This is a genomic window from Dellaglioa sp. CoH-55-MRSF-8, from assembly GCF_056782195.1.
The window spans coordinates 19,298-37,288 of sequence record NZ_JBXAYH010000003.1 but is presented as its reverse complement, the minus strand read 5'-3'; the positions used below and the strand labels follow the sequence as shown (position 1 = coordinate 37,288).

General features: G+C 37.8%; 33 protein-coding genes. All 33 read right to left on the bottom strand.

What is annotated here, in order from left to right; all coding sequences use genetic code 11:
• Nucleotides 1-70: 70 nt before the first annotated feature.
• Complete coding sequence (truA, locus tag AC1RPW_RS03940) at nt 71-835, bottom strand: tRNA pseudouridine(38-40) synthase TruA (protein ID WP_409022037.1); 765 nt, start codon at nt 833-835, stop codon at nt 71-73.
• A gap of 12 nt (nt 836-847) precedes the next feature.
• Complete coding sequence (locus tag AC1RPW_RS03935; RefSeq protein ID WP_481761610.1) at nt 848-1,651, bottom strand: energy-coupling factor transporter transmembrane component T family protein; 804 nt, start codon at nt 1,649-1,651, stop codon at nt 848-850.
• A complete protein-coding gene (locus AC1RPW_RS03930; protein WP_481761611.1) occupies nt 1,635-2,513 on the bottom strand; it encodes an energy-coupling factor ABC transporter ATP-binding protein in 879 nt (292 codons plus the stop codon). Before AC1RPW_RS03930 ends, AC1RPW_RS03935 begins: the two co-directional genes overlap by 17 nt.
• Nucleotides 2,489-3,334 carry an energy-coupling factor ABC transporter ATP-binding protein gene (locus AC1RPW_RS03925; protein ID WP_481761612.1) on the bottom strand — a complete coding sequence of 282 codons (846 nt, stop codon included), beginning with the start codon at nt 3,332-3,334 and terminating at the stop codon, nt 2,489-2,491. The genes AC1RPW_RS03930 and AC1RPW_RS03925 overlap by 25 nt, the downstream gene beginning before the upstream one ends.
• 271 nt (nt 3,335-3,605) lie before the next feature.
• Complete coding sequence (locus tag AC1RPW_RS03920) at nt 3,606-4,028, bottom strand: GNAT family N-acetyltransferase (RefSeq protein WP_481761613.1); 423 nt, start codon at nt 4,026-4,028, stop codon at nt 3,606-3,608.
• A 254-nt stretch (nt 4,029-4,282) separates the two neighbouring features.
• Nucleotides 4,283-4,663 (bottom strand): 50S ribosomal protein L17, encoded by a 381-nt coding sequence (gene rplQ / locus AC1RPW_RS03915; protein ID WP_057974617.1) that lies wholly within the window; start codon nt 4,661-4,663, stop codon nt 4,283-4,285.
• Nucleotides 4,664-4,690: 27 nt separating this feature from the next.
• Nucleotides 4,691-5,629: a DNA-directed RNA polymerase subunit alpha gene (locus AC1RPW_RS03910; protein WP_409022032.1), complete on the bottom strand. Its 939-nt coding sequence runs from the start codon at nt 5,627-5,629 to the stop codon at nt 4,691-4,693.
• 85 nt (nt 5,630-5,714) lie between these two features.
• Entirely contained in the window at nt 5,715-6,104 is a 390-nt protein-coding gene (rpsK, locus tag AC1RPW_RS03905; protein ID WP_057974619.1) for a 30S ribosomal protein S11, read from the bottom strand.
• A 28-nt stretch (nt 6,105-6,132) separates the two neighbouring features.
• Nucleotides 6,133-6,498, bottom strand: coding sequence for a 30S ribosomal protein S13 (gene rpsM / locus AC1RPW_RS03900; protein ID WP_057974620.1), 366 nt, complete (start codon nt 6,496-6,498; stop codon nt 6,133-6,135).
• A gap of 24 nt (nt 6,499-6,522) precedes the next feature.
• Complete coding sequence (gene rpmJ, locus AC1RPW_RS03895; RefSeq protein ID WP_057756760.1) at nt 6,523-6,639, bottom strand: 50S ribosomal protein L36; 117 nt, start codon at nt 6,637-6,639, stop codon at nt 6,523-6,525.
• Between the two features lie 35 nt (nt 6,640-6,674).
• Nucleotides 6,675-6,893: a translation initiation factor IF-1 gene (infA, locus tag AC1RPW_RS03890; RefSeq protein ID WP_057974621.1), complete on the bottom strand. Its 219-nt coding sequence runs from the start codon at nt 6,891-6,893 to the stop codon at nt 6,675-6,677.
• Nucleotides 6,894-7,089: 196 nt separating this feature from the next.
• Nucleotides 7,090-7,752: an adenylate kinase gene (locus tag AC1RPW_RS03885; protein ID WP_481761614.1), complete on the bottom strand. Its 663-nt coding sequence runs from the start codon at nt 7,750-7,752 to the stop codon at nt 7,090-7,092.
• Between the two features lie 76 nt (nt 7,753-7,828).
• Complete coding sequence (gene secY / locus AC1RPW_RS03880; protein ID WP_409022030.1) at nt 7,829-9,124, bottom strand: preprotein translocase subunit SecY; 1,296 nt, start codon at nt 9,122-9,124, stop codon at nt 7,829-7,831.
• Nucleotides 9,124-9,558, bottom strand: coding sequence for a 50S ribosomal protein L15 (gene rplO / locus AC1RPW_RS03875; protein WP_409022029.1), 435 nt, complete (start codon nt 9,556-9,558; stop codon nt 9,124-9,126). Before rplO ends, secY begins: the two co-directional genes overlap by 1 nt.
• A 45-nt stretch (nt 9,559-9,603) precedes the next feature.
• Entirely contained in the window at nt 9,604-9,786 is a 183-nt protein-coding gene (gene rpmD / locus AC1RPW_RS03870) for a 50S ribosomal protein L30 (RefSeq protein WP_057974624.1), read from the bottom strand.
• Between the two features lie 12 nt (nt 9,787-9,798).
• Nucleotides 9,799-10,299: a 30S ribosomal protein S5 gene (gene rpsE / locus AC1RPW_RS03865; protein WP_409022028.1), complete on the bottom strand. Its 501-nt coding sequence runs from the start codon at nt 10,297-10,299 to the stop codon at nt 9,799-9,801.
• Nucleotides 10,300-10,318: 19 nt separating this feature from the next.
• Nucleotides 10,319-10,675, bottom strand: coding sequence for a 50S ribosomal protein L18 (gene rplR / locus AC1RPW_RS03860; protein ID WP_462298812.1), 357 nt, complete (start codon nt 10,673-10,675; stop codon nt 10,319-10,321).
• 53 nt (nt 10,676-10,728) lie between these two features.
• A complete protein-coding gene (rplF, locus tag AC1RPW_RS03855; RefSeq protein ID WP_481761615.1) occupies nt 10,729-11,265 on the bottom strand; it encodes a 50S ribosomal protein L6 in 537 nt (178 codons plus the stop codon).
• Nucleotides 11,266-11,295: 30 nt separating this feature from the next.
• Entirely contained in the window at nt 11,296-11,694 is a 399-nt protein-coding gene (gene rpsH, locus AC1RPW_RS03850; protein WP_057974628.1) for a 30S ribosomal protein S8, read from the bottom strand.
• 33 nt (nt 11,695-11,727) lie between these two features.
• The gene (locus tag AC1RPW_RS03845) at nt 11,728-11,913 is read right to left on the bottom strand and encodes a type Z 30S ribosomal protein S14 (RefSeq protein ID WP_057974629.1); all 186 of its coding nucleotides are present in this window, start codon (nt 11,911-11,913) and stop codon (nt 11,728-11,730) included.
• Nucleotides 11,914-11,931: 18 nt separating this feature from the next.
• Complete coding sequence (gene rplE, locus AC1RPW_RS03840; RefSeq protein ID WP_409022025.1) at nt 11,932-12,474, bottom strand: 50S ribosomal protein L5; 543 nt, start codon at nt 12,472-12,474, stop codon at nt 11,932-11,934.
• 27 nt (nt 12,475-12,501) lie between these two features.
• A complete protein-coding gene (gene rplX / locus AC1RPW_RS03835; protein WP_409022024.1) occupies nt 12,502-12,810 on the bottom strand; it encodes a 50S ribosomal protein L24 in 309 nt (102 codons plus the stop codon).
• Between the two features lie 32 nt (nt 12,811-12,842).
• Nucleotides 12,843-13,211 carry a 50S ribosomal protein L14 gene (gene rplN / locus AC1RPW_RS03830; RefSeq protein ID WP_409022023.1) on the bottom strand — a complete coding sequence of 123 codons (369 nt, stop codon included), beginning with the start codon at nt 13,209-13,211 and terminating at the stop codon, nt 12,843-12,845.
• Nucleotides 13,212-13,263: 52 nt separating this feature from the next.
• Nucleotides 13,264-13,530 carry a 30S ribosomal protein S17 gene (gene rpsQ / locus AC1RPW_RS03825; RefSeq protein WP_057974633.1) on the bottom strand — a complete coding sequence of 89 codons (267 nt, stop codon included), beginning with the start codon at nt 13,528-13,530 and terminating at the stop codon, nt 13,264-13,266.
• A gap of 25 nt (nt 13,531-13,555) precedes the next feature.
• A complete protein-coding gene (gene rpmC / locus AC1RPW_RS03820) occupies nt 13,556-13,750 on the bottom strand; it encodes a 50S ribosomal protein L29 (protein ID WP_057974634.1) in 195 nt (64 codons plus the stop codon).
• Nucleotides 13,740-14,174, bottom strand: coding sequence for a 50S ribosomal protein L16 (gene rplP, locus AC1RPW_RS03815; protein WP_057974635.1), 435 nt, complete (start codon nt 14,172-14,174; stop codon nt 13,740-13,742). The genes rpmC and rplP overlap by 11 nt, the downstream gene beginning before the upstream one ends.
• 3 nt (nt 14,175-14,177) lie before the next feature.
• Nucleotides 14,178-14,834 (bottom strand): 30S ribosomal protein S3, encoded by a 657-nt coding sequence (rpsC, locus tag AC1RPW_RS03810; RefSeq protein ID WP_057974636.1) that lies wholly within the window; start codon nt 14,832-14,834, stop codon nt 14,178-14,180.
• A gap of 13 nt (nt 14,835-14,847) precedes the next feature.
• Nucleotides 14,848-15,201, bottom strand: coding sequence for a 50S ribosomal protein L22 (gene rplV, locus AC1RPW_RS03805; RefSeq protein WP_409022022.1), 354 nt, complete (start codon nt 15,199-15,201; stop codon nt 14,848-14,850).
• Nucleotides 15,202-15,215: 14 nt separating this feature from the next.
• Nucleotides 15,216-15,497, bottom strand: coding sequence for a 30S ribosomal protein S19 (rpsS, locus tag AC1RPW_RS03800; protein WP_057974638.1), 282 nt, complete (start codon nt 15,495-15,497; stop codon nt 15,216-15,218).
• 42 nt (nt 15,498-15,539) lie between these two features.
• Nucleotides 15,540-16,373 carry a 50S ribosomal protein L2 gene (gene rplB / locus AC1RPW_RS03795; protein WP_409022021.1) on the bottom strand — a complete coding sequence of 278 codons (834 nt, stop codon included), beginning with the start codon at nt 16,371-16,373 and terminating at the stop codon, nt 15,540-15,542.
• A gap of 32 nt (nt 16,374-16,405) precedes the next feature.
• Nucleotides 16,406-16,690, bottom strand: a complete 285-nt coding sequence (gene rplW, locus AC1RPW_RS03790) for a 50S ribosomal protein L23 (protein ID WP_409022020.1) — start codon at nt 16,688-16,690, stop codon at nt 16,406-16,408.
• A complete protein-coding gene (gene rplD / locus AC1RPW_RS03785; RefSeq protein WP_409022019.1) occupies nt 16,690-17,313 on the bottom strand; it encodes a 50S ribosomal protein L4 in 624 nt (207 codons plus the stop codon). The genes rplW and rplD overlap by 1 nt, the downstream gene beginning before the upstream one ends.
• A gap of 20 nt (nt 17,314-17,333) precedes the next feature.
• Nucleotides 17,334-17,966, bottom strand: coding sequence for a 50S ribosomal protein L3 (gene rplC, locus AC1RPW_RS03780; RefSeq protein WP_481761616.1), 633 nt, complete (start codon nt 17,964-17,966; stop codon nt 17,334-17,336).
• Between the last annotated feature and the right edge of the window lie 25 nt (nt 17,967-17,991).

Sequence of the window (17,991 nt, the reverse complement as noted above, 5' to 3'; positions counted from 1 at the left end):
TCCCACAAATAAATAACACCTTTTCAGATTTAAAATTGCCTTAGTATTCATATTGTCAATAACTTCTATATTACCCTAATTCGTCCGGATAATAAACCTTTTTTAAATATAATCCACTCGCCGGAGCTGTTTCTCGAGCTTGTTGTCGATCCTTTACTTCATATAACCGTAAAATATCATGAACCGGACGCCGGCCGTTCCCTATTTCTAGGAGTGTAGCGACTAAAATTCGGACCATATTGTACAGAAAGCCATTTCCATAAAATTCAAAAATAATTTCATGGTTTTCTTTATCTTCTCTCACGGTTGCCTCATAAATCGTCCGAACGTGATCTGTAACCTGGCTACCTGCCGCCACGAAACTAGAAAAATCATGTTCGCCAACTAAATCAGGTAATGCTTCTTCAATTTTGGCGATATCTATCTTGTATTTATAATGACCCGTGTAGAAGCGTTTAAATGGGTCGGTAAATTCACCTTGAGAAACACGATACATATATCGTTTACCATGCGTACTATAGCGTGAATGAAAATCATCACTGACAAGTTCGGCTTTTTTAACTTGAACATCCAGTGGCAATAAACTGTTCAATGCTCTCATCATGCTAGTTTCCGGAATTTCATGCATGAAGTCAAAATGAAAAACCTGTCCTAAGGCATGAACGCCAGCATCTGTTCGGCCTGAACCATAAATTCTAACTGGTACTTCTGATTTACTCATAATTGTTACTGCTTTTTCTAAGACAGATTCAACCGTCCGTTGGTTTGGCTGCCTCTGAAACCCTGCAAAAGCTGCGCCATCATAAGCAACGGTAATTTTAAAACGTACTGACATATTTATTCATCCTTAATTTTTGAGGTAGACTAATGCAACGGTAACGATAGCGAATAAAACAAAAGCTAACGTATCAGCCGTCCGCCATTTTAAAATACGATACTTTGTTCGACCTTCTCCACCCTGGTAACCACGAGATTCCATGGCAATCGCTAAATCTTCGGCACGATTGAACGAACTTACAAATAGCGGAATTAACAACGGGATAATTGATTGCATTTGTTTAATTAGCGACCCTTGACCAAAGTTCACACCTCGAGCTCGTTGAGCGTTCATAATTTTTTCTGTCTCATCCATTAATGTAGGGACAAAACGTAACGCGATTGATAACATTAACGCAATTTCATAAACTGGAAATTTGATTGCTTTAAGTGGTTTTAATAAAGATTCAATCGCATCTGCTAGTTGGAGTGGTGCCGTTGACAACGTCAATAATGTTGACATAAAAATAATTAAAATAAATCGGCAAAAAATATATAATCCATTTGTCACACCAAATTGAGAAATTTTAAAAATCCCCCAATGCCAGTACATTTGGCCACCACTTGAAAATAGCATTTGCAAAGCAACCGTAAAGATAATCAGCCAAATTAATGGCCGGACACCTTTTAAAAAGAAACTCATATTAATTTTTGACGCTAAAATACATCCTAACGTAAAAACTAAAAGCATAGAAAAACTTTGCCAATTATTTGCCATAAAGATTATTCCAACAAAATAAAAACTCAAAACTAATTTAGCACGCGGATCCATGCGGTGAACGAGTGAATCACCCGCTATGTAACGTCCAAAAATCAACTTATTCATTAGCGTCATGACCTCCATTTTGGCTTAGCAGCGTGACGAGGTCGTCGGCTAATTCATTCTCTGTTAAAGGCATCTCCTTGAATTCAAAGCCTTTTTCAATTAATTTTTTTGAAAATAACGTTGTTGTTGGCACGTTCAAATGGTTACTTAATAAGAACTCTGGATCAGCAAAAACTTCTCTTGGTGTGCCCGATTTAATAATCGTTCCTTTTGACATGATAATAGCGTGATTCGCATAATTTGCCACATCATCCATCTGATGCGTTACGAGAATAATCGTCAAATTTTGTTCACGATGAAGTTCTTCGAACATTGCCATCATATCAACGCGACCTTTAGGATCTAATCCTGCTGTGGGTTCGTCTAAAACCAAGATTTTAGGTTCCATAGCCAGAATTCCAGCGATTGCTACGCGACGCATTTGACCACCAGAGAGGTCAAATGGTGATTGCTGATAGATATTCTCTGGTAATCCAACTAACTTCAACATTTTTGTCGCTATTTTCTCAGCTTCTTCATCTGTTTTACCAAAGTTTTTTGGCGCAAATGCCACATCTTTAATAACCGTTTCTTCAAACAATTGTGCTTCTGGAAATTGAAAAACGATGCCAACTTGTTTTCGTAAATCGTTTAACGTTTTATTGGCCGTTTCTGGTGTAATGATTTGATTCCCAATTGTAATTTTACCTTCAGTTGGTTTTAATAGGCCATTTAAATGTTGCAATAGGGTCGATTTACCAGAACCTGTATGTCCAACAATTGCTGTAAATGAGCCGTCCTCAATTTCAAGATTGATATTATGTAGCGCCCGACTTTCAAAAGGTGTCCCTTTTTGGTAGGTAAAGGCTACTTCGTTGAATTTAATTGCCATAACCAATCTACCATACCTTCCTCTGTCATATAGTCGTCCGGAATGTCAAAATGACGTTTTTTAAGCGCGACTTTTAAGCGTTCTGGATATGGAATATCTAATCCCATATCTACTAATTGTTCACCAAGTGCAAAAATTTCAGCAGGTGTGCCTTCTTTTACCAGCTCGCCTTTGTCCATAACCATAATTTTGTCAGCACTTGCCGCTTCATTAATATCATGCGTGATTGAAATAATTGTTAGCCCACGTTCTTCTTTGAGTTGATGTATTAGGCTCAAAACTTCGTCACGACCTTCTGGATCCAACATGCTAGTTGATTCATCCAAGATGATAACTTCTGGCCTTAGAGCGACAATTCCAGCGATTGCGACACGTTGTTTCTGTCCCCCAGATAGTCTAGCAGGTTCCTTGGCCGCAAACTCCCACATATCTACACGTTCAAGCGCGTCTCTGACTCGTTCTTGCATTTCTTTACGTTCTATTCCATTGTTTTCAAGTCCAAATGCAACGTCATCTTCAACAGTTGCTCCCACAAACTGGTTATCTGGGTTTTGAAAAACGATGCCAATCTTACGACGAATATCCCAGACCGTTTCTGGTGATAAAATAAGGCCATCTACTGTGATTTCACCTGATTGAGGTGCTAGCAAGCCATTAATATTTTTAGATAATGTACTTTTCCCACTACCGTTATGACCAATAATTGCAACCCAGTCACCTTTTTCAATCGTAAAGGACACATCTTTAAGTGCCATTTCACTCATTTCTTTTTGTGCTTCATATTGATAATTTAAATGATCAACTTTAATTAATTCAGTCATTGTTACTGTCCTCACAATTCACAAGATAACTTACGTTTTGCATTATATCACAGGCCAAAATGAACTCAGTGTATTTATACTTTTACTCTTTATAGTTGTCCTATCTATACAACATACATCTAAAATGCATTTTTTGTACTTTTAAGCTCTTAATTAACAATAAACAGCCATTTAGTCACACCTTTTTATATTGCGCTAAGAACTGCATTTTAAGCTAAATTTCTCTCACCATTTGATAATTAACTAGATTTTGTTGATGTCGATAATTATCTTATCTTTTTATAATTTTAAACCCATAATGTTCAAAAAAAGAGACAGCAGTTATTGAAGCCTCTACCGTTTGTACATTTATTTGTAATTCATTCCTTTGGTAATTTGTTAATTCTGTTAAAATAAGCGCTCCGATATGCTGTCGAATCATAGAACTCTCTACGTACAGCATATCAATATGTCCTGTTACTTCAAGGTTACCAAATCCTATGACCTTTAAATCTTTGATGGCAAGTAGCGTAAATGATTCACTTAATCGTTTATGCCATGCACTCAGATCTGGATTATTCTGCACCCACTCATTAATTTCTAGTTGTGAATAATCTTGTCGGTTAATCTCTTGAATTGTTTGGTTGAATAATGTCGTTATTTCCGATAAATATTTACTATCATAACGGTAAAGTTGTATTGAACTTTGTGCCATCACATTACCCCCTAAACAGATTAAGAATACTATTATCATACTAGGTTTTAGCACATAAAAAAAGGGTTCTGAACACATTATTAAAATGTGTTCAGAACCCTTTTTTCAGACCTCATTAGACAATAAAAAATCACTATGAAGGATGACCGGCAAATCACAAATGTGAAGAACCTTCAAACTAGACTAAGATTACTCCATCATCATAACGTTTGTTTTTAATCATCAATCAAAGTGAAAAATTATCTGTTAACGAATTATACTAATTCAATAATAACCATTTGTGCGGCATCGCCACGACGAGGCATTGTTTTCATAGTTCTAGTGTATCCACCATTACGTTCAGCGTAACGAGGAGCTACATCAGAAAATAATTTTTGTAATGCTGATTGAACAGTGACATCGTCACCATCTTCTTTCACGTCAGCAACTGTGTTTCTTACGAAAGCAGCAGCACGACGACGTGAAGCTAAATCACCACGTTTACCTAAAGAAATCATTTTATCGGCAGATTTGCGTACTTCTTTAGCGCGAGCTTCAGTAGTCACAATTCGTTCGTTGATAATAAGACTTGTTGTTAAATCACGTAACATTGCTTTACGTTGAGAACTTGTACGTCCTAATTTGCGGTAACTCATGAATAGTTTCCCTCCCTCTATATAATATTAGTCATCATGACGTAATGATAAATCAAGCGCAGCTAATTTAGCTTTAACTTCTTCCAATGATTTACGGCCCAAGTTACGGACTTTCATCATGTCAGCTTCGGATTTATTCGTTAATTCTTGAACCGTGTTGATTCCAGCACGTTTCAAACAATTGTATGAACGAACTGATAAATCAAGTTCTTCAATCGTCATTTCGAGCATTTTTTCTTTATGTGTTTCTTCTTTTTCAACCATAATTTCAGCATTTTTAGCTTCATCGGTTAAATCAACAAATAAAGTCAAATGCTCAGTTAAAATTTTAGCCGACAAACTAATGGCTTCGCTTGGTGTAATTGAACCATTAGTCCAAACATCAAGTGTCAATTTGTCATAATCATCTTTTTGACCAACACGTGTTTTTTCTACTTGGTAGTTCACACGTTCGATTGGGGTATAAATGGAGTCAATTGGTAATACGCCAATTGGCATATCTTCCGCTTTGTTTTGATCAGCAGATACGTATCCACGACCATTGCTAGCGTTCATGCGAACATGAAAAGATGCACCTTCTGCGACTGTACAAATGTACAAGTCGGGATTTAATACTTCAACATCACTGTTTACAATGATGTCACCGGCAGTAACCTCTGCGGGACCTTTCACATCAATTTCGATGGATTGGTCTTCATCAGCAGCTAACTTCAAAGCAACTTTCTTAATATTCAAGATAATTTGAGTAACATCTTCCAATACGCCTTCAATAGTTGAAAACTCATGTAAAACACCATCAATTTGAATATTAGTAATAGATGCGCCTGGTAAGGAAGATAATAGAATCCGACGAAGTGAATTACCTAATGTCGTACCATAACCGCGTTCAAGTGGTTCTACAACAAATTTACCATAGTTAGGACTTTCATCTATCTTATGAATATTTGGTTTTTCAAATTCAATCATTCTTATCTTTACCCCTTTCAAAACGTAACGTGTAATCTAGTGAAAACATTATGAAGTTCAACTCCGTAATGAATATTAATCCACGTTAAACACGACGGCGTTTTGGAGGACGACATCCATTATGAGGCACTGGAGTAACATCGCGAATTGCTGTTACTTCAAGACCAGTAGTTTGTAAAGCACGGATTGCGGCTTCACGGCCAGAACCAGGTCCTTTAACTGCTACTTCAACAGTCTTCATACCATTTTCCATTGAGCCTTTAGCTGCAGCTTCTGCTGCCATTTGTGCTGCGAATGGTGTAGATTTACGACTACCTCTAAAACCTAATGCACCAGCTGATGACCATGCAACAGCGTTACCGTTAACATCAGTAATCATAACAAGTGTATTGTTAAAAGTAGAATGAATATGTGCAACACCGGCTTCAATATGTTTTTTAACACGGCGTTTGCGAGAAACTTTCTTAGTTGCCATAAATAGTATTACCTCCTTAATCTAGTAATTATTTCTTGCGGCCTGCAATTGATGTAGCTGGGCCTTTACGTGTACGAGCGTTGTTTTTCGTGTTTTGTCCACGAACTGGTAAACCACGACGATGACGCATGCCTCGGTACGTTCCAATTTCTTGGAGACGTTTAATGTTTAAACTGATTTCGCGACGTAAGTCACCTTCAATTTTAAATTGATCAACAACTTTACGGATTGCATCCTCTTGGTCAGTTGTTAAATCACGAGTTCTAATATCTTCTGATACTTCTGCTTCTACCAAGATCTTAGCAGCAGTTGTATTACCGATTCCATAAATGTAAGTTAATGCTACCACGATTCTTTTATCACGTGGAATATCAATACCTGCAATACGAGCCATAACAATTACACCTCCTAATTTTTATTATCCTTGACGTTGTTTATGTTTTGGATTTGCGCTACAAATGATCATAACTCGACCTTTGCGCTTGATAACTTTACAATGTTCACACATTGGTTTTACTGATGGTCTTACTTTCATTGAATTATACCTCCTAAAAGTTTTTGAAGTACAATCTATTTAAAGCGATAAGTAATACGACCCTTACTTAAATCGTAAGGAGACATTTCAACCGTCACTTTATCACCAGGTAAAATACGAATATAATTCTTACGAATTTTACCAGAGACATGAGCTAAAATTTCATGATCATTTTCAAGTACAACTCGAAAAGTCGCATTGGGTAACGTTTCACGGACCGTACCCTCAATCTCAATTACTTCTTCTTTCGCCACGTAAATGTACCTCCTTAAAATCGTGTTTTAACTTTACATGTAAAAATGGCGAGAATTAGACACTCTCACCCGTTCTTATCAGGATATTATTACAAATATCCTCCTGAAAAGATAAACCGGAATTATTCTATCATACCGCTATCTCAGATGCAAGTTAGCCACTCCGGCACAATTACTTTGCAGCGGAATACTCAGATTACTTGAGATTGTTTAAAATCGTTTCAATATCTGCAAATACATCTTCAATATCGCGGTTACCATCTACTGTATACAATAGATGACGTTGTTCGTAAAAATCTAATAACGGTGTATTCATTTTGATGTTAACTTCTAAACGATTTTTAACCGTTTCAAGTTTGTCATCTTCACGTTGATAAAATTCATGTTGCCCACAGCGATCACATGTTCCTTCAACCTTTGTGGGGTTGAAGATTTTGTGATATGTAGCTCCACAATTACGACAAATGTAACGACCAGTTAAACGTTCGATTAGAGATTCAGGATCAACATGAATGTCAATGACTGCGTTAAGAGGTTTTCCAAGGTCCTTACCGATTTCGTCCAAGGCAACAGCTTGTGCCATATTTCTTGGAAACCCATCAAGCATGTAGCCATCTTGAATATCATCTTCAGCTAATCGTTCTTTGACAATGCCATTTGTGACTTCATCAGGAACAAGGTCACCACGATCGATATACTTTTTAGCTTCAAGTCCCATTGGTGTTTCATTTTTCATTGCTGCACGGAAGATGTCTCCCGTAGAGATATGAGCGATGTGGAAAGCGTCGACAATCTTTTCAGCTTGTGTTCCCTTACCTGCACCAGGTAAACCCATTAACATCAGGTTCATTTTAGTCATGAATATCCTCCTAATATGAGAAATGGTTAGGCATCAGCCTAACCTAATTCTCAGTTTAAAATTTGTTTTTTATCGATTATCTAATGAATCCGACGTACTTACGTTTCATCATCATACCCTCTAATTGACGAATAGTTTCAAGAGCAACCCCAACGACAATCAACAGACTAGTACCACCCAAACCAACTGATTCATCTAATCCGAACAAACTTGATGCTAATAATGGAATTAAAGCAACAAATCCTAAGAATAATGAACCAACAGTACTTAAACGCATTAATAATTTTGAAACATATTTTTCTGTTGCTTTACCAGGCCAAACACTTGGAATATAACTTCCTTGTTTTTGTAAATTCTCTGAGAGTTTCTCAGGATTTACCTGTACGAAAGCGTAGAAGAATGTGAACAAGACAATCAATACGGTATATAGGATGGCTCCGTATGTTGTTTGCATGTTGAAAACTTGACTTAATACTTTATACCAAGTCGTGTCCCCTTGTGAGCTTTGGAATGCCAAAAGCACAGTTTGGGGTGTTGCAATGAACGAACTCGCAAAAATAACGGGGATAACACCCGCAACGTTTACCTTAAGTGGCAGATATGAACTATCTGTCGCACCAGCAACACGTCTTGTGTATTGAATTGGAATCTTATAGTTAGCTTGTTGAACATATGTTACAAAAGTTACGATTGCAAAAATAATAACGAGCAAGATAACTATGAACAAGATGCCCCCCCAAAGATCACCTTTATCAGCTTGGAAAATTTGTTCATTGAAAATCTGTTTAATACCACCTGGAATACGAGAAACGATACCTGCCATGATTAACATGGAAACACCATTCCCAATACCACGTTCAGTAATCATATCACCTAACCAAGTCGTAAACATTGTTCCGGCTGTTAAAATAACGCCCAAAACAACATATGTTTGCGTACTTGGATTGTTAACCAAACCTAAACTACTTAATGAGTCTAACCCTGCGGTGATACCTACAGATTGAACAAATGCTAAGACAATTGTTAGGTAACGTGTAGCTTGATTCAATTTACGACGACCAACTTCACCTTGCTTACTCCATTCTACAAAACGAGGAACAATGTCCATTTGTAGTAATTGAATAACAATTTGAGCTGTAATGTAGGGTGAAACCCCCATTGCGAAAATTGAGTAATTAGTTAATCCACCACCACTAAAAGTGTTAAGAAGACTAACTAAGTTACTACTTGTTGCACTAGCAATTGCAGCATGGTTAATTCCAGGAACTGTTATAAAAGTACCTAAGCGAAAGACAATTAAAACGCATAAAGTGAAAAAAATCTTTTGACGGATTTCTTTCACAGCTAATGCATTTTTCATCACTTTAAGCATTAGATCACCTCTGTTTGACCACCGGCAGCTTCAATAGCTTCTTTAGCAGCAGCTGAGAATTTACCTGCTTTAACAGATAATTTCTTGTTAAGTTCGCCGGAAGCTAAAATTTTAATTCCTGATTTTTCGTTCTTAACAATACCTGATTCAACAAGTAATGCTGGTGTTACTTCAGCACCGTTTTCGAATTTGTTTAAGCTATCTAAATTGACAACTGCATATTCTTTACGGTTGAAGTTATTAAATCCACGTTTTGGCATACGACGGAATAAAGGCATTTGTCCACCTTCAAAACCTAAACGTACTTTACTACGGGCTTTTTGGCCTTTTTGACCACGTCCAGAAGTTTTACCATTACCTGAAGATGTTCCACGTCCGACACGGTTACGTACTGAGCGAGAACCTTCACTTGGTTTTAATTCATGTAATTTCATAGGGTTGGCACCTCCTTATTTTAAACTGCAAACAAGATGTTGATGTTATTTAACTTCTTCAACGTCCACTAAATGAGAAATCTTGGCGATAACGCCTCGTGTTACTGCGTCATTAGGACGAATAACAGAGCTGCTAATACGGTGTAAACCGAAAGCTTTAACGATTTCGCGTTGATTTTGAGGACGTCCGATGACACTGCGTTTTAATGTAATTTTTAAATCTGTCATGTTTTAGTCCTCCTAGTCAGCTAAGTGTTGAATAGAAACGCCACGTAATGCAGCAACTTCTTCAGCACTCTTCATTTTCTTTAAACCATCCATTGTTGCGCGAACAACGTTGATTGGTGTATTTGAGCCTAATGATTTACTTGTTACATCTGCTACTCCAGCAAGTTCCATAACGGCACGAACTGAACCACCAGCGGCAACTCCAGAACCTTCAACAGCTGGTTTAAGCATAATGCGTCCACCACTGTATTGACCGAGAACTTCGTGAGGAAGTGTCGTACCGACCATAGGTACTTCAATCAAGTTCTTTTTAGCATCTTCAACTGCTTTACGGATTGCTTCAGGAACTTCTTGAGCTTTACCTGTACCGAAGCCTACATGACCATTGTGATCACCGACAATAACTAATGCAGCAAAACGTAGACGACGTCCACCTTTTACAACTTTAGTAACACGGTTAATCGCAACAACACGATCTTCTAAATCTAAATGAGTTGGATCAATGAAAGTCATAAACTATTTCCTCCCTTTCTTAGAATTCTAATCCATTTTCACGAGCTGCTTCAGCTAAAGCAGCAACGCGTCCATGGTATAAGTATCCGCCACGATCAAAAACAACAGCTTTGATACCTTTGTCATTAGCACGTTTAGCAACTAATGCGCCAACAGCAGTAGCTTTTGCTACTTTACTGTCGCCAGTTACTTCACTATCAATTGTTGAGGCACTTGCTAGCGTTACACCCGCTACGTCATCAATTACTTGAGCGTAGATGTGGTTATTAGAACGGAATACGTTTAAGCGTGGGCACTCTGCAGTTCCAGAAATCTTGCCACGAACACGTAAATGACGTTTTGAACGTGTTTTATTTCTATCTGGTTTTGTAATCACAATTTTCACCTCTTGATTTTATTCAAAAACAAAGTAAGCAATGCTAAGCAGCATTATTTACCTGTTTTACCTTCTTTACGACGAACATATTCGCCAACGTAACGAATTCCTTTACCTTTATAAGGTTCTGGAGGACGAACGGCACGAATTTCTGCGGCAAGATCGCCAACTTCTTGTTTACTGATACCTGAAATAATAATACTTGTATTTGCAGGAACTTCAACAGTTAAGTTTTCGCGTTCTTCAAAATCCACTGGATGTGAATAACCAACATTTAATACTAATTTTTTCCCTTGTAATTGTGCACGATAACCAACACCAATCAACTCAAGTTCTTTTTTGAAACCTTCTGTAACACCAAGAACCATGTTGTTTACGTTGGCACGCATTGTACCATGTAAGGCACGAGTGCTTTTATCGTCACTTTCACGAGTAAATTTAACTGAAAGACCTTCAACATGCATTGTAATAGCACTAGAGAACTTACGAGTTAATTCACCTTTGGGGCCTTTTACTGTAACCATTTGACCTTCTTGTGTAACTTCTACACCAGCAGGAAGAACGATTTCTTTATAACCTATACGACTCACGCGAGTGACACCTCCTTACGAATTAATTGATTACCAGATGTATGCTAAGACTTCGCCACCAATTTGTTTGGCGCGTGCATCTTTATCTGTCATCACACCTTCTGATGTTGAGATAACTGCGATTCCTAAACCATTTAATACTTTAGGAACTGCATCAGCTTGAACGTACGTACGTAATCCTGGTTTTGAGATACGTTTAATACCAGAGATTACACGTTCGTTGTCTTTTCCAAATTTTAAAAATACACGGATAATACCTTGTTTGTCATCATCGATGTATTCGATATCACGTACGAAACCTTCATTTTTAAGGATTTCAGCGATATCACGTTTGATTTTTGAAGCAGGCACTTCTAAAGACTCATGCCGTACCATGTTTGCATTACGGATACGAGTTAAAAAGTCTGCGATCGGATCAGTCATGACCATTGAGTTTACCCTCCTTTAACTTGTCTTTTAGATTTACCAGCTAGCTTTTTTCATACCAGGAATTTGGCCTTTGTGAGCAAGGTCACGAAGACAAATACGGCATAATTTAAATTTACGATAAACAGAATGTGGGCGACCACAACGTTCGCAACGTGTATAAGCTTGTGTAGAGAATTTTGCTGGACGTTTGTTCTTTGCAATTAATGATTTTTTAGCCAAAGCTTTGTAACCTCCTTATTATTTAGAAAACGGCATACCTAATTGTGTGAGTAATTCTTTTGATTCCTCATCAGTATTAGCAGTTGTAACAATAACGATATCCATTCCACGAACTTTATCCACATCATCAAAATCGATTTCTGGGAAAATTAATTGTTCGCGAACACCTAAAGTATAGTTACCACGGCCATCAAAGGCTTTTTTGCTAACGCCACGGAAATCACGCACACGAGGTAATGAAACTGAAACTAATTTATCTAAGAAATCGTACATGCGTTCGCCACGTAAAGTAACTTTAGCACCGATTGGCATACCTTCACGTAAACGGAAGCCAGCAATTGATTTTTTAGCTTTTGTAACCAAAGGTTTTTGACCAGCGATTAAAGCTAATTCTTCAACAGCTTTATCTAAATTTTTAGCATTAGTAACAGCATCACCAACACCCATGTTGATAACAATTTTATCAACTTGAGGTGTTTGCATAATTGATGTGTAGTTAAATTTTTCCATCATAGATGGTGTAATTTCATTAGTGAACTTTTCTTTTAAACGGTTAGTCATGAAGAAAGTGTCCTCCTTTCAGTAGGTCTATTTAACAGTTTCACCTGATTTTTTAGAAACTCTAACTTTCTTGCCGTCTACAACTTTGAAGCCAACACGAGTTGGTTCGTTTGTAGATGGGTCGATAAGCATCACGTTTGAAACGTGAATTGGTGCTTCTATATCCACGATGCCACCTTGTGGATTCGAGTTACTAGGTTTTTGATGTTTTTTTGCAATATTCATGCCTTCAACAATCACACGGTCATCTTTAAGGAAAACTTTAGTAACAGTACCTTGTTTACCTTTATCTTTACCTGCAATTAATTGAACTTTATCACCAGTTTTGACGAACATTTAGCGCACCTCCTTGTTTTCCGATGGATTTCTTATAATACTTCGGGTGCTAAAGAAACAATCTTCATGAAATTGTTATCACGTAATTCACGTGCAACAGGTCCAAAGATACGTGTACCTTTAGGGCTTTTATCATCTTGGATGATAACGGCAGCATTTTCATCAAATTTGATGTATGAACCGTCAGCGCGATGAGCACCTGATTTTGTACGTACGATTACAGCTTTAACAACTTCACCTTTTTTGACAACACCACCTGGTGTTGCATGTTTAACAGTAGCAACAATAACGTCACCGATATTAGCAGTTTTACGCTTTGATCCACCTAAAACTTTAATAGTTAAGATTTCTTTTGCGCCTGAATTGTCGGCAATTTTTAAACGACTTTCTGTTTGTATCACAGTAAGTGTCCTCCTTTCGATAGCAAATTAGAAATACGAATGGCAATTATGCTTAAGCAATAACTGCTTTTTCAACGATATCTAATAAACGGAATCTCTTAGTTGCTGACAACGGACGAGTTTCCATAATTTGAACGATATCGCCGATTTTTGCTTCGTTATTTTCATCATGTGCATAGAATTTTTTAGAATAAGTCACACGTTTACCGTAGGTTTTGTGTGTCTTGTATGTTTCGATAAGAACACTAATCGTTTTATCCATTTTGTCGGATACAACGCGTCCTTGATAGACTTTACGTTGGTTACGAGTTTCACTCATGCGTAAATGGCCTCCCTTTCGTAATCTACTTGTTTAATTCTTGTTGGCGTAATGCCGTTTTAATACGAGCAATTGTTTTACGTACTTCACTTAAGCGTGCGGTATTTTCTAATTGACCGGTAGCTAATTGGAAGCGTAAGTTAAACAATTCATCTTTAAATTCTTGTTCTTTGGTAATCATTTCAGCAGTGGTTAATTCATTAATTTCCTTAGCCTTCATGTGATTCGCCACCTACTTCCTCACGTTTTACAATTTTAGTTCTCACTGGAAGTTTGTTTGATGCTAAGCGTAAAGCTTCGCGAGCAACTTCTTCGGGAACACCGGCAACTTCAAACATGATCTTTCCACGTTTAACTGGAGCTACCCATCCTTCAGGAGCACCTTTACCAGAACCCATTCGAACACCAATTGCTTTTGCAGTATATGATTTATGAGGGAAAATTTTAATCCATACTTTCCCACCACGTTTCATATGACGGTTAATAGCGACACGAGAAGCTTCGATTTGACGGTTAGTGATCCATGATGATTCAAGAGCCTGTAAACCGAATTCTCCAAAAGCGACTTCTTTGCCACCTTTAGCTTCCCCACGCATTTTACCACGGAATTCACGACGGAATTTTGTACGTTTAGGTACTAACATAGGTTATTTCCCTCCTTTCACAGCGTTTTTCTTAGCTGGTAAGATTTCACCACGGTAGATCCAGACTTTAACGCCTAATTTACCGTAAGTAGTCATTGCTTCAACCCAAGCGTAGTCAATATCTGCTCTTAAGGTATGTAATGGAACTGTACCATCTGAGTAGCTTTCAACACGAGACATATCAGCTCCGTTAAGACGGCCAGCAACTTGAACTTTGATACCTTTAGCACCAGAGCGCATTGTACGTTGCATAGCTTGTTTAACAGCACGACGGAATGCGACACGGTTTTCTAATTGTTCCGCAACGTTTTCGCCGACTAATTGAGCATCTAAATCAGGACGTTTGATTTCAACAATGTTGATATGCACACGTTTACCTGTTAAATCATTTAATTCTTTACGAAGTTTTTCAACTTCAGCTCCACCTTTACCGATAACCATACCAGGTTTAGCAGTATGGATTGAAACGTTAACACGTTTTGCAGCGCGTTCGATTTCAACGATAGAGACAGAAGCGTCGGTTAATTTTTCTTGAATGTATTTACGGATGTGTAAATCTTCATGAAGGTAGTTTGCAAAATCTTTTTCTGCATACCATTTTGAATCCCAATCACGAATGATACCTACACGTAATCCCGTTGGATTTATTTTTTGACCCACGCGTTATCCCTCCTTATTTTGTAGTTTCAGATACAACTACTGTAATGTGACTCGTACGTTTGTTAATTGGTGAAGCTGATCCTTTAGCACGAGGACGGAAACGTTTTAAAGTTGGTCCTTCGTTAGCAAAAATATCAGTAATAACTAAGTTTTCACCATCTAAATCAAAATTATTTTCTGCATTAGCTACAGCAGAAAGTAAAACTTTTTCAATGATTGGGCTTCCGGCTCTGGGAGTAAATCTCAAAATACCGATAGCTTCAGCAACACTTTTACCTCTGATAAGATCGATTACCAAGCGAGCTTTACGCGCTGGAATACGAACAGTTTTGGCGGTTGCTTTTGCTGATGTTACTTGTTCAGCCATGTGTATAACCTCCTTTATTTAACTGTAGTTTTCTTATCGTCAGATCCGTGACCACGGAAAGTACGTGTTGGAACAAATTCACCCAACTTATGACCAACCATATCTTCTTGCATAAAAACTGGAACGTGTTTACGTCCATCATATACAGCGATAGTTAGACCAATGAAGTTAGGGAAGATTGTTGAACGACGTGACCATGTTTTGATAACTGTTTTCTTTTCTTGATCAGTTTGTGCTTCGACCTTTTTCATCAAATGTTCATCGACGAATGGTCCTTTTTTTAGACTACGACTCAATGTGAATCCTCCTTCCGGAATATAGCTTAAGCAACAAGTAAATTATTTCTTGTTGCGTCCACGTACGATAAATTTGTCTGATTGGTTTTTCTTTGAACGTGTTTTGTAACCCATCGTCTTTTGACCCCAAGGAGACATAGGTGATGGACGACCAATTGGAGCTTTACCTTCACCACCACCATGAGGATGATCGTTAGGATTCATAACTGATCCACGAACTGTAGGACGTTTACCAGCCCAACGAGCACGACCAGCTTTACCAATTTTGATTAATTCATGTTGTTCGTTACCAACAGCACCGATAGATGCGCGACATGTTGATAAGATCATGCGAACTTCGCCTGATGTCAAACGAACAAGGACGTATTTACCTTCTTTACCAAGTAATTGTGCAGAAGCACCGGCTGAACGAGCAAGTTGTCCACCCTTACCTGGTTTTAATTCGACATTATGAATAATTGTACCAACTGGGATATCTTGAAGAGCTAATGCGTTACCAACCTTGATATCTGCTTCTTTACCAGATTGAACCATCATGCCAACTTCTAATCCTTTAGGAGCAATGATGTATGATTTGATACCATCAGTATATTGTAATAATGCAATATTAGCTGAACGGTTTGGATCATATTCAATTGCTTTAACAGTTGCTGTTACATTGTCTTTAACACGCTTGAAATCGATCAAACGGTATTGACGTTTATGACCACCACCACGGTGACGAACAGTAATGCGACCATAGTTATTACGGCCGGCAGTTCTGCTTTTTGATTCTAGTAATGATTTTTCAGGAGTTGATTTAGTAATTTCTGAGAAATCAGAACCAGTCATATTACGACGACCGTTAGTGGTTGGTTTGAATTTTTTAATTCCCACGTTGTTTTCCTCCTAGTTTACAAAATTTTAGATTATTCTTCGAATAATTGGATTTCTTTTGAGTCGGCAGTTAAAGTAACAATTGCTTTACGGCGTTTTTTAGTATAACCAGCATAGCGACCTTGACGTTTTAACTTACCTTTAACATTCATGATATTTACTTTTACAACTTTAACGCCAAAAATATCTTCAATAGCTTTTTTGACTTCAATTTTAGTTGCACGAGTATCAACGTCGAATGTGTAAACTTTGTTAGCCATTCTATCCATTGCTGCTTCGGTGATGACTGGGCGTAAGATAATATCTCTTGATTCCATTATGAAAGAGCCTCCTCTACTTGAGAAAGAGCTGCTTGAGTCATGACTAATTTATCATTGTTGATAACGTCAAGAACGTTAACACCTTTAGCTTCTACTACTGTAACATTTTGTAAGTTACGAGCTGCTAAAGCAACGAAATCATTGCCAGGTTCAAGAACTATTAATACTTTTTTGTTGATATCTAAGTTACTTAAAACTTCTTTGAAAGTTTTTGTCTTTGGTTGTTCGAAGCTAAGTGCATCGACCATAACCACGCTGTTATCCAATACTTTTTGTGAAAGTACTGATTTAAGAGCTAAACGGCGAACTTTTTTAGGTAATTTGTAACTGTATGAACGAGGAGTAGGGCCAAATACGACACCACCACCACGCCATTGTGGGCTACGGATAGATCCTTGACGAGCACGACCTGTACCTTTTTGGCGCCATGGTTTTCTACCACCACCTGAAACTGCACTTTTGTTTTTAACTGAATGAGTTCCTTGACGTAATGATGCACGTTGCATGATTACGGCGTCAAAAATGACATTGTCGTTAGGTTCGATTCCAAAAATAGCGTCGTTTAATTCAACTTCACCATTTTTAGTACCATCTTGTTTTAATAATGCGACTGTTGGCATTTTGAAATTCCTCCTTCCTGTTATTTAGCGTCTTTTGTGACGTTTTTAATTGTAACTAATGTTTTGTTTGCGCCTGGTACGTTACCTTTAATCAAGATAACATTACTATCAACGTCAACACGAATAATTTCCAAGTTTTGGACAGTTACGCGTTTGCCACCCATGCGACCTGGTAATCTCTTACCTTTGAATACACGGTTAATAACGGCACCCATTGAACCAGGACGACGATGATAACGAGAACCATGAGTCATAGGACCTCGTGATTGTCCCCAACGTTTGATATTTCCTTGGAAACCATGTCCCTTAGACGTACCCGTAACGTTAACGATATCGCCAGCTGAGAATGTATCAACTTTAATTTCGTCACCTACGTTATATTCTCCAAGCTCAACATCGTTAATTTCACGAACGAAGCGCTTAGGAGTAGTATTTGCTTTTGCTGCATGACCTTTAGCAGGTTTGTTTGTTAATACTTCGCGCATGTCTTGGTAACCTAATTGAATTGCTTCGTAACCATCGTTTTCAATTGTTTTCAATTGTAAAACAACGTTTGGCGTAGATTCAATCACTGTAACTGGTACCAATTCACCATTTTCAGTAAAAACTTGTGTCATACCTACTTTTTTTCCTAAGATTCCTTTTGTAGTCATGAGTACACCTCCAATATGTTTGTAT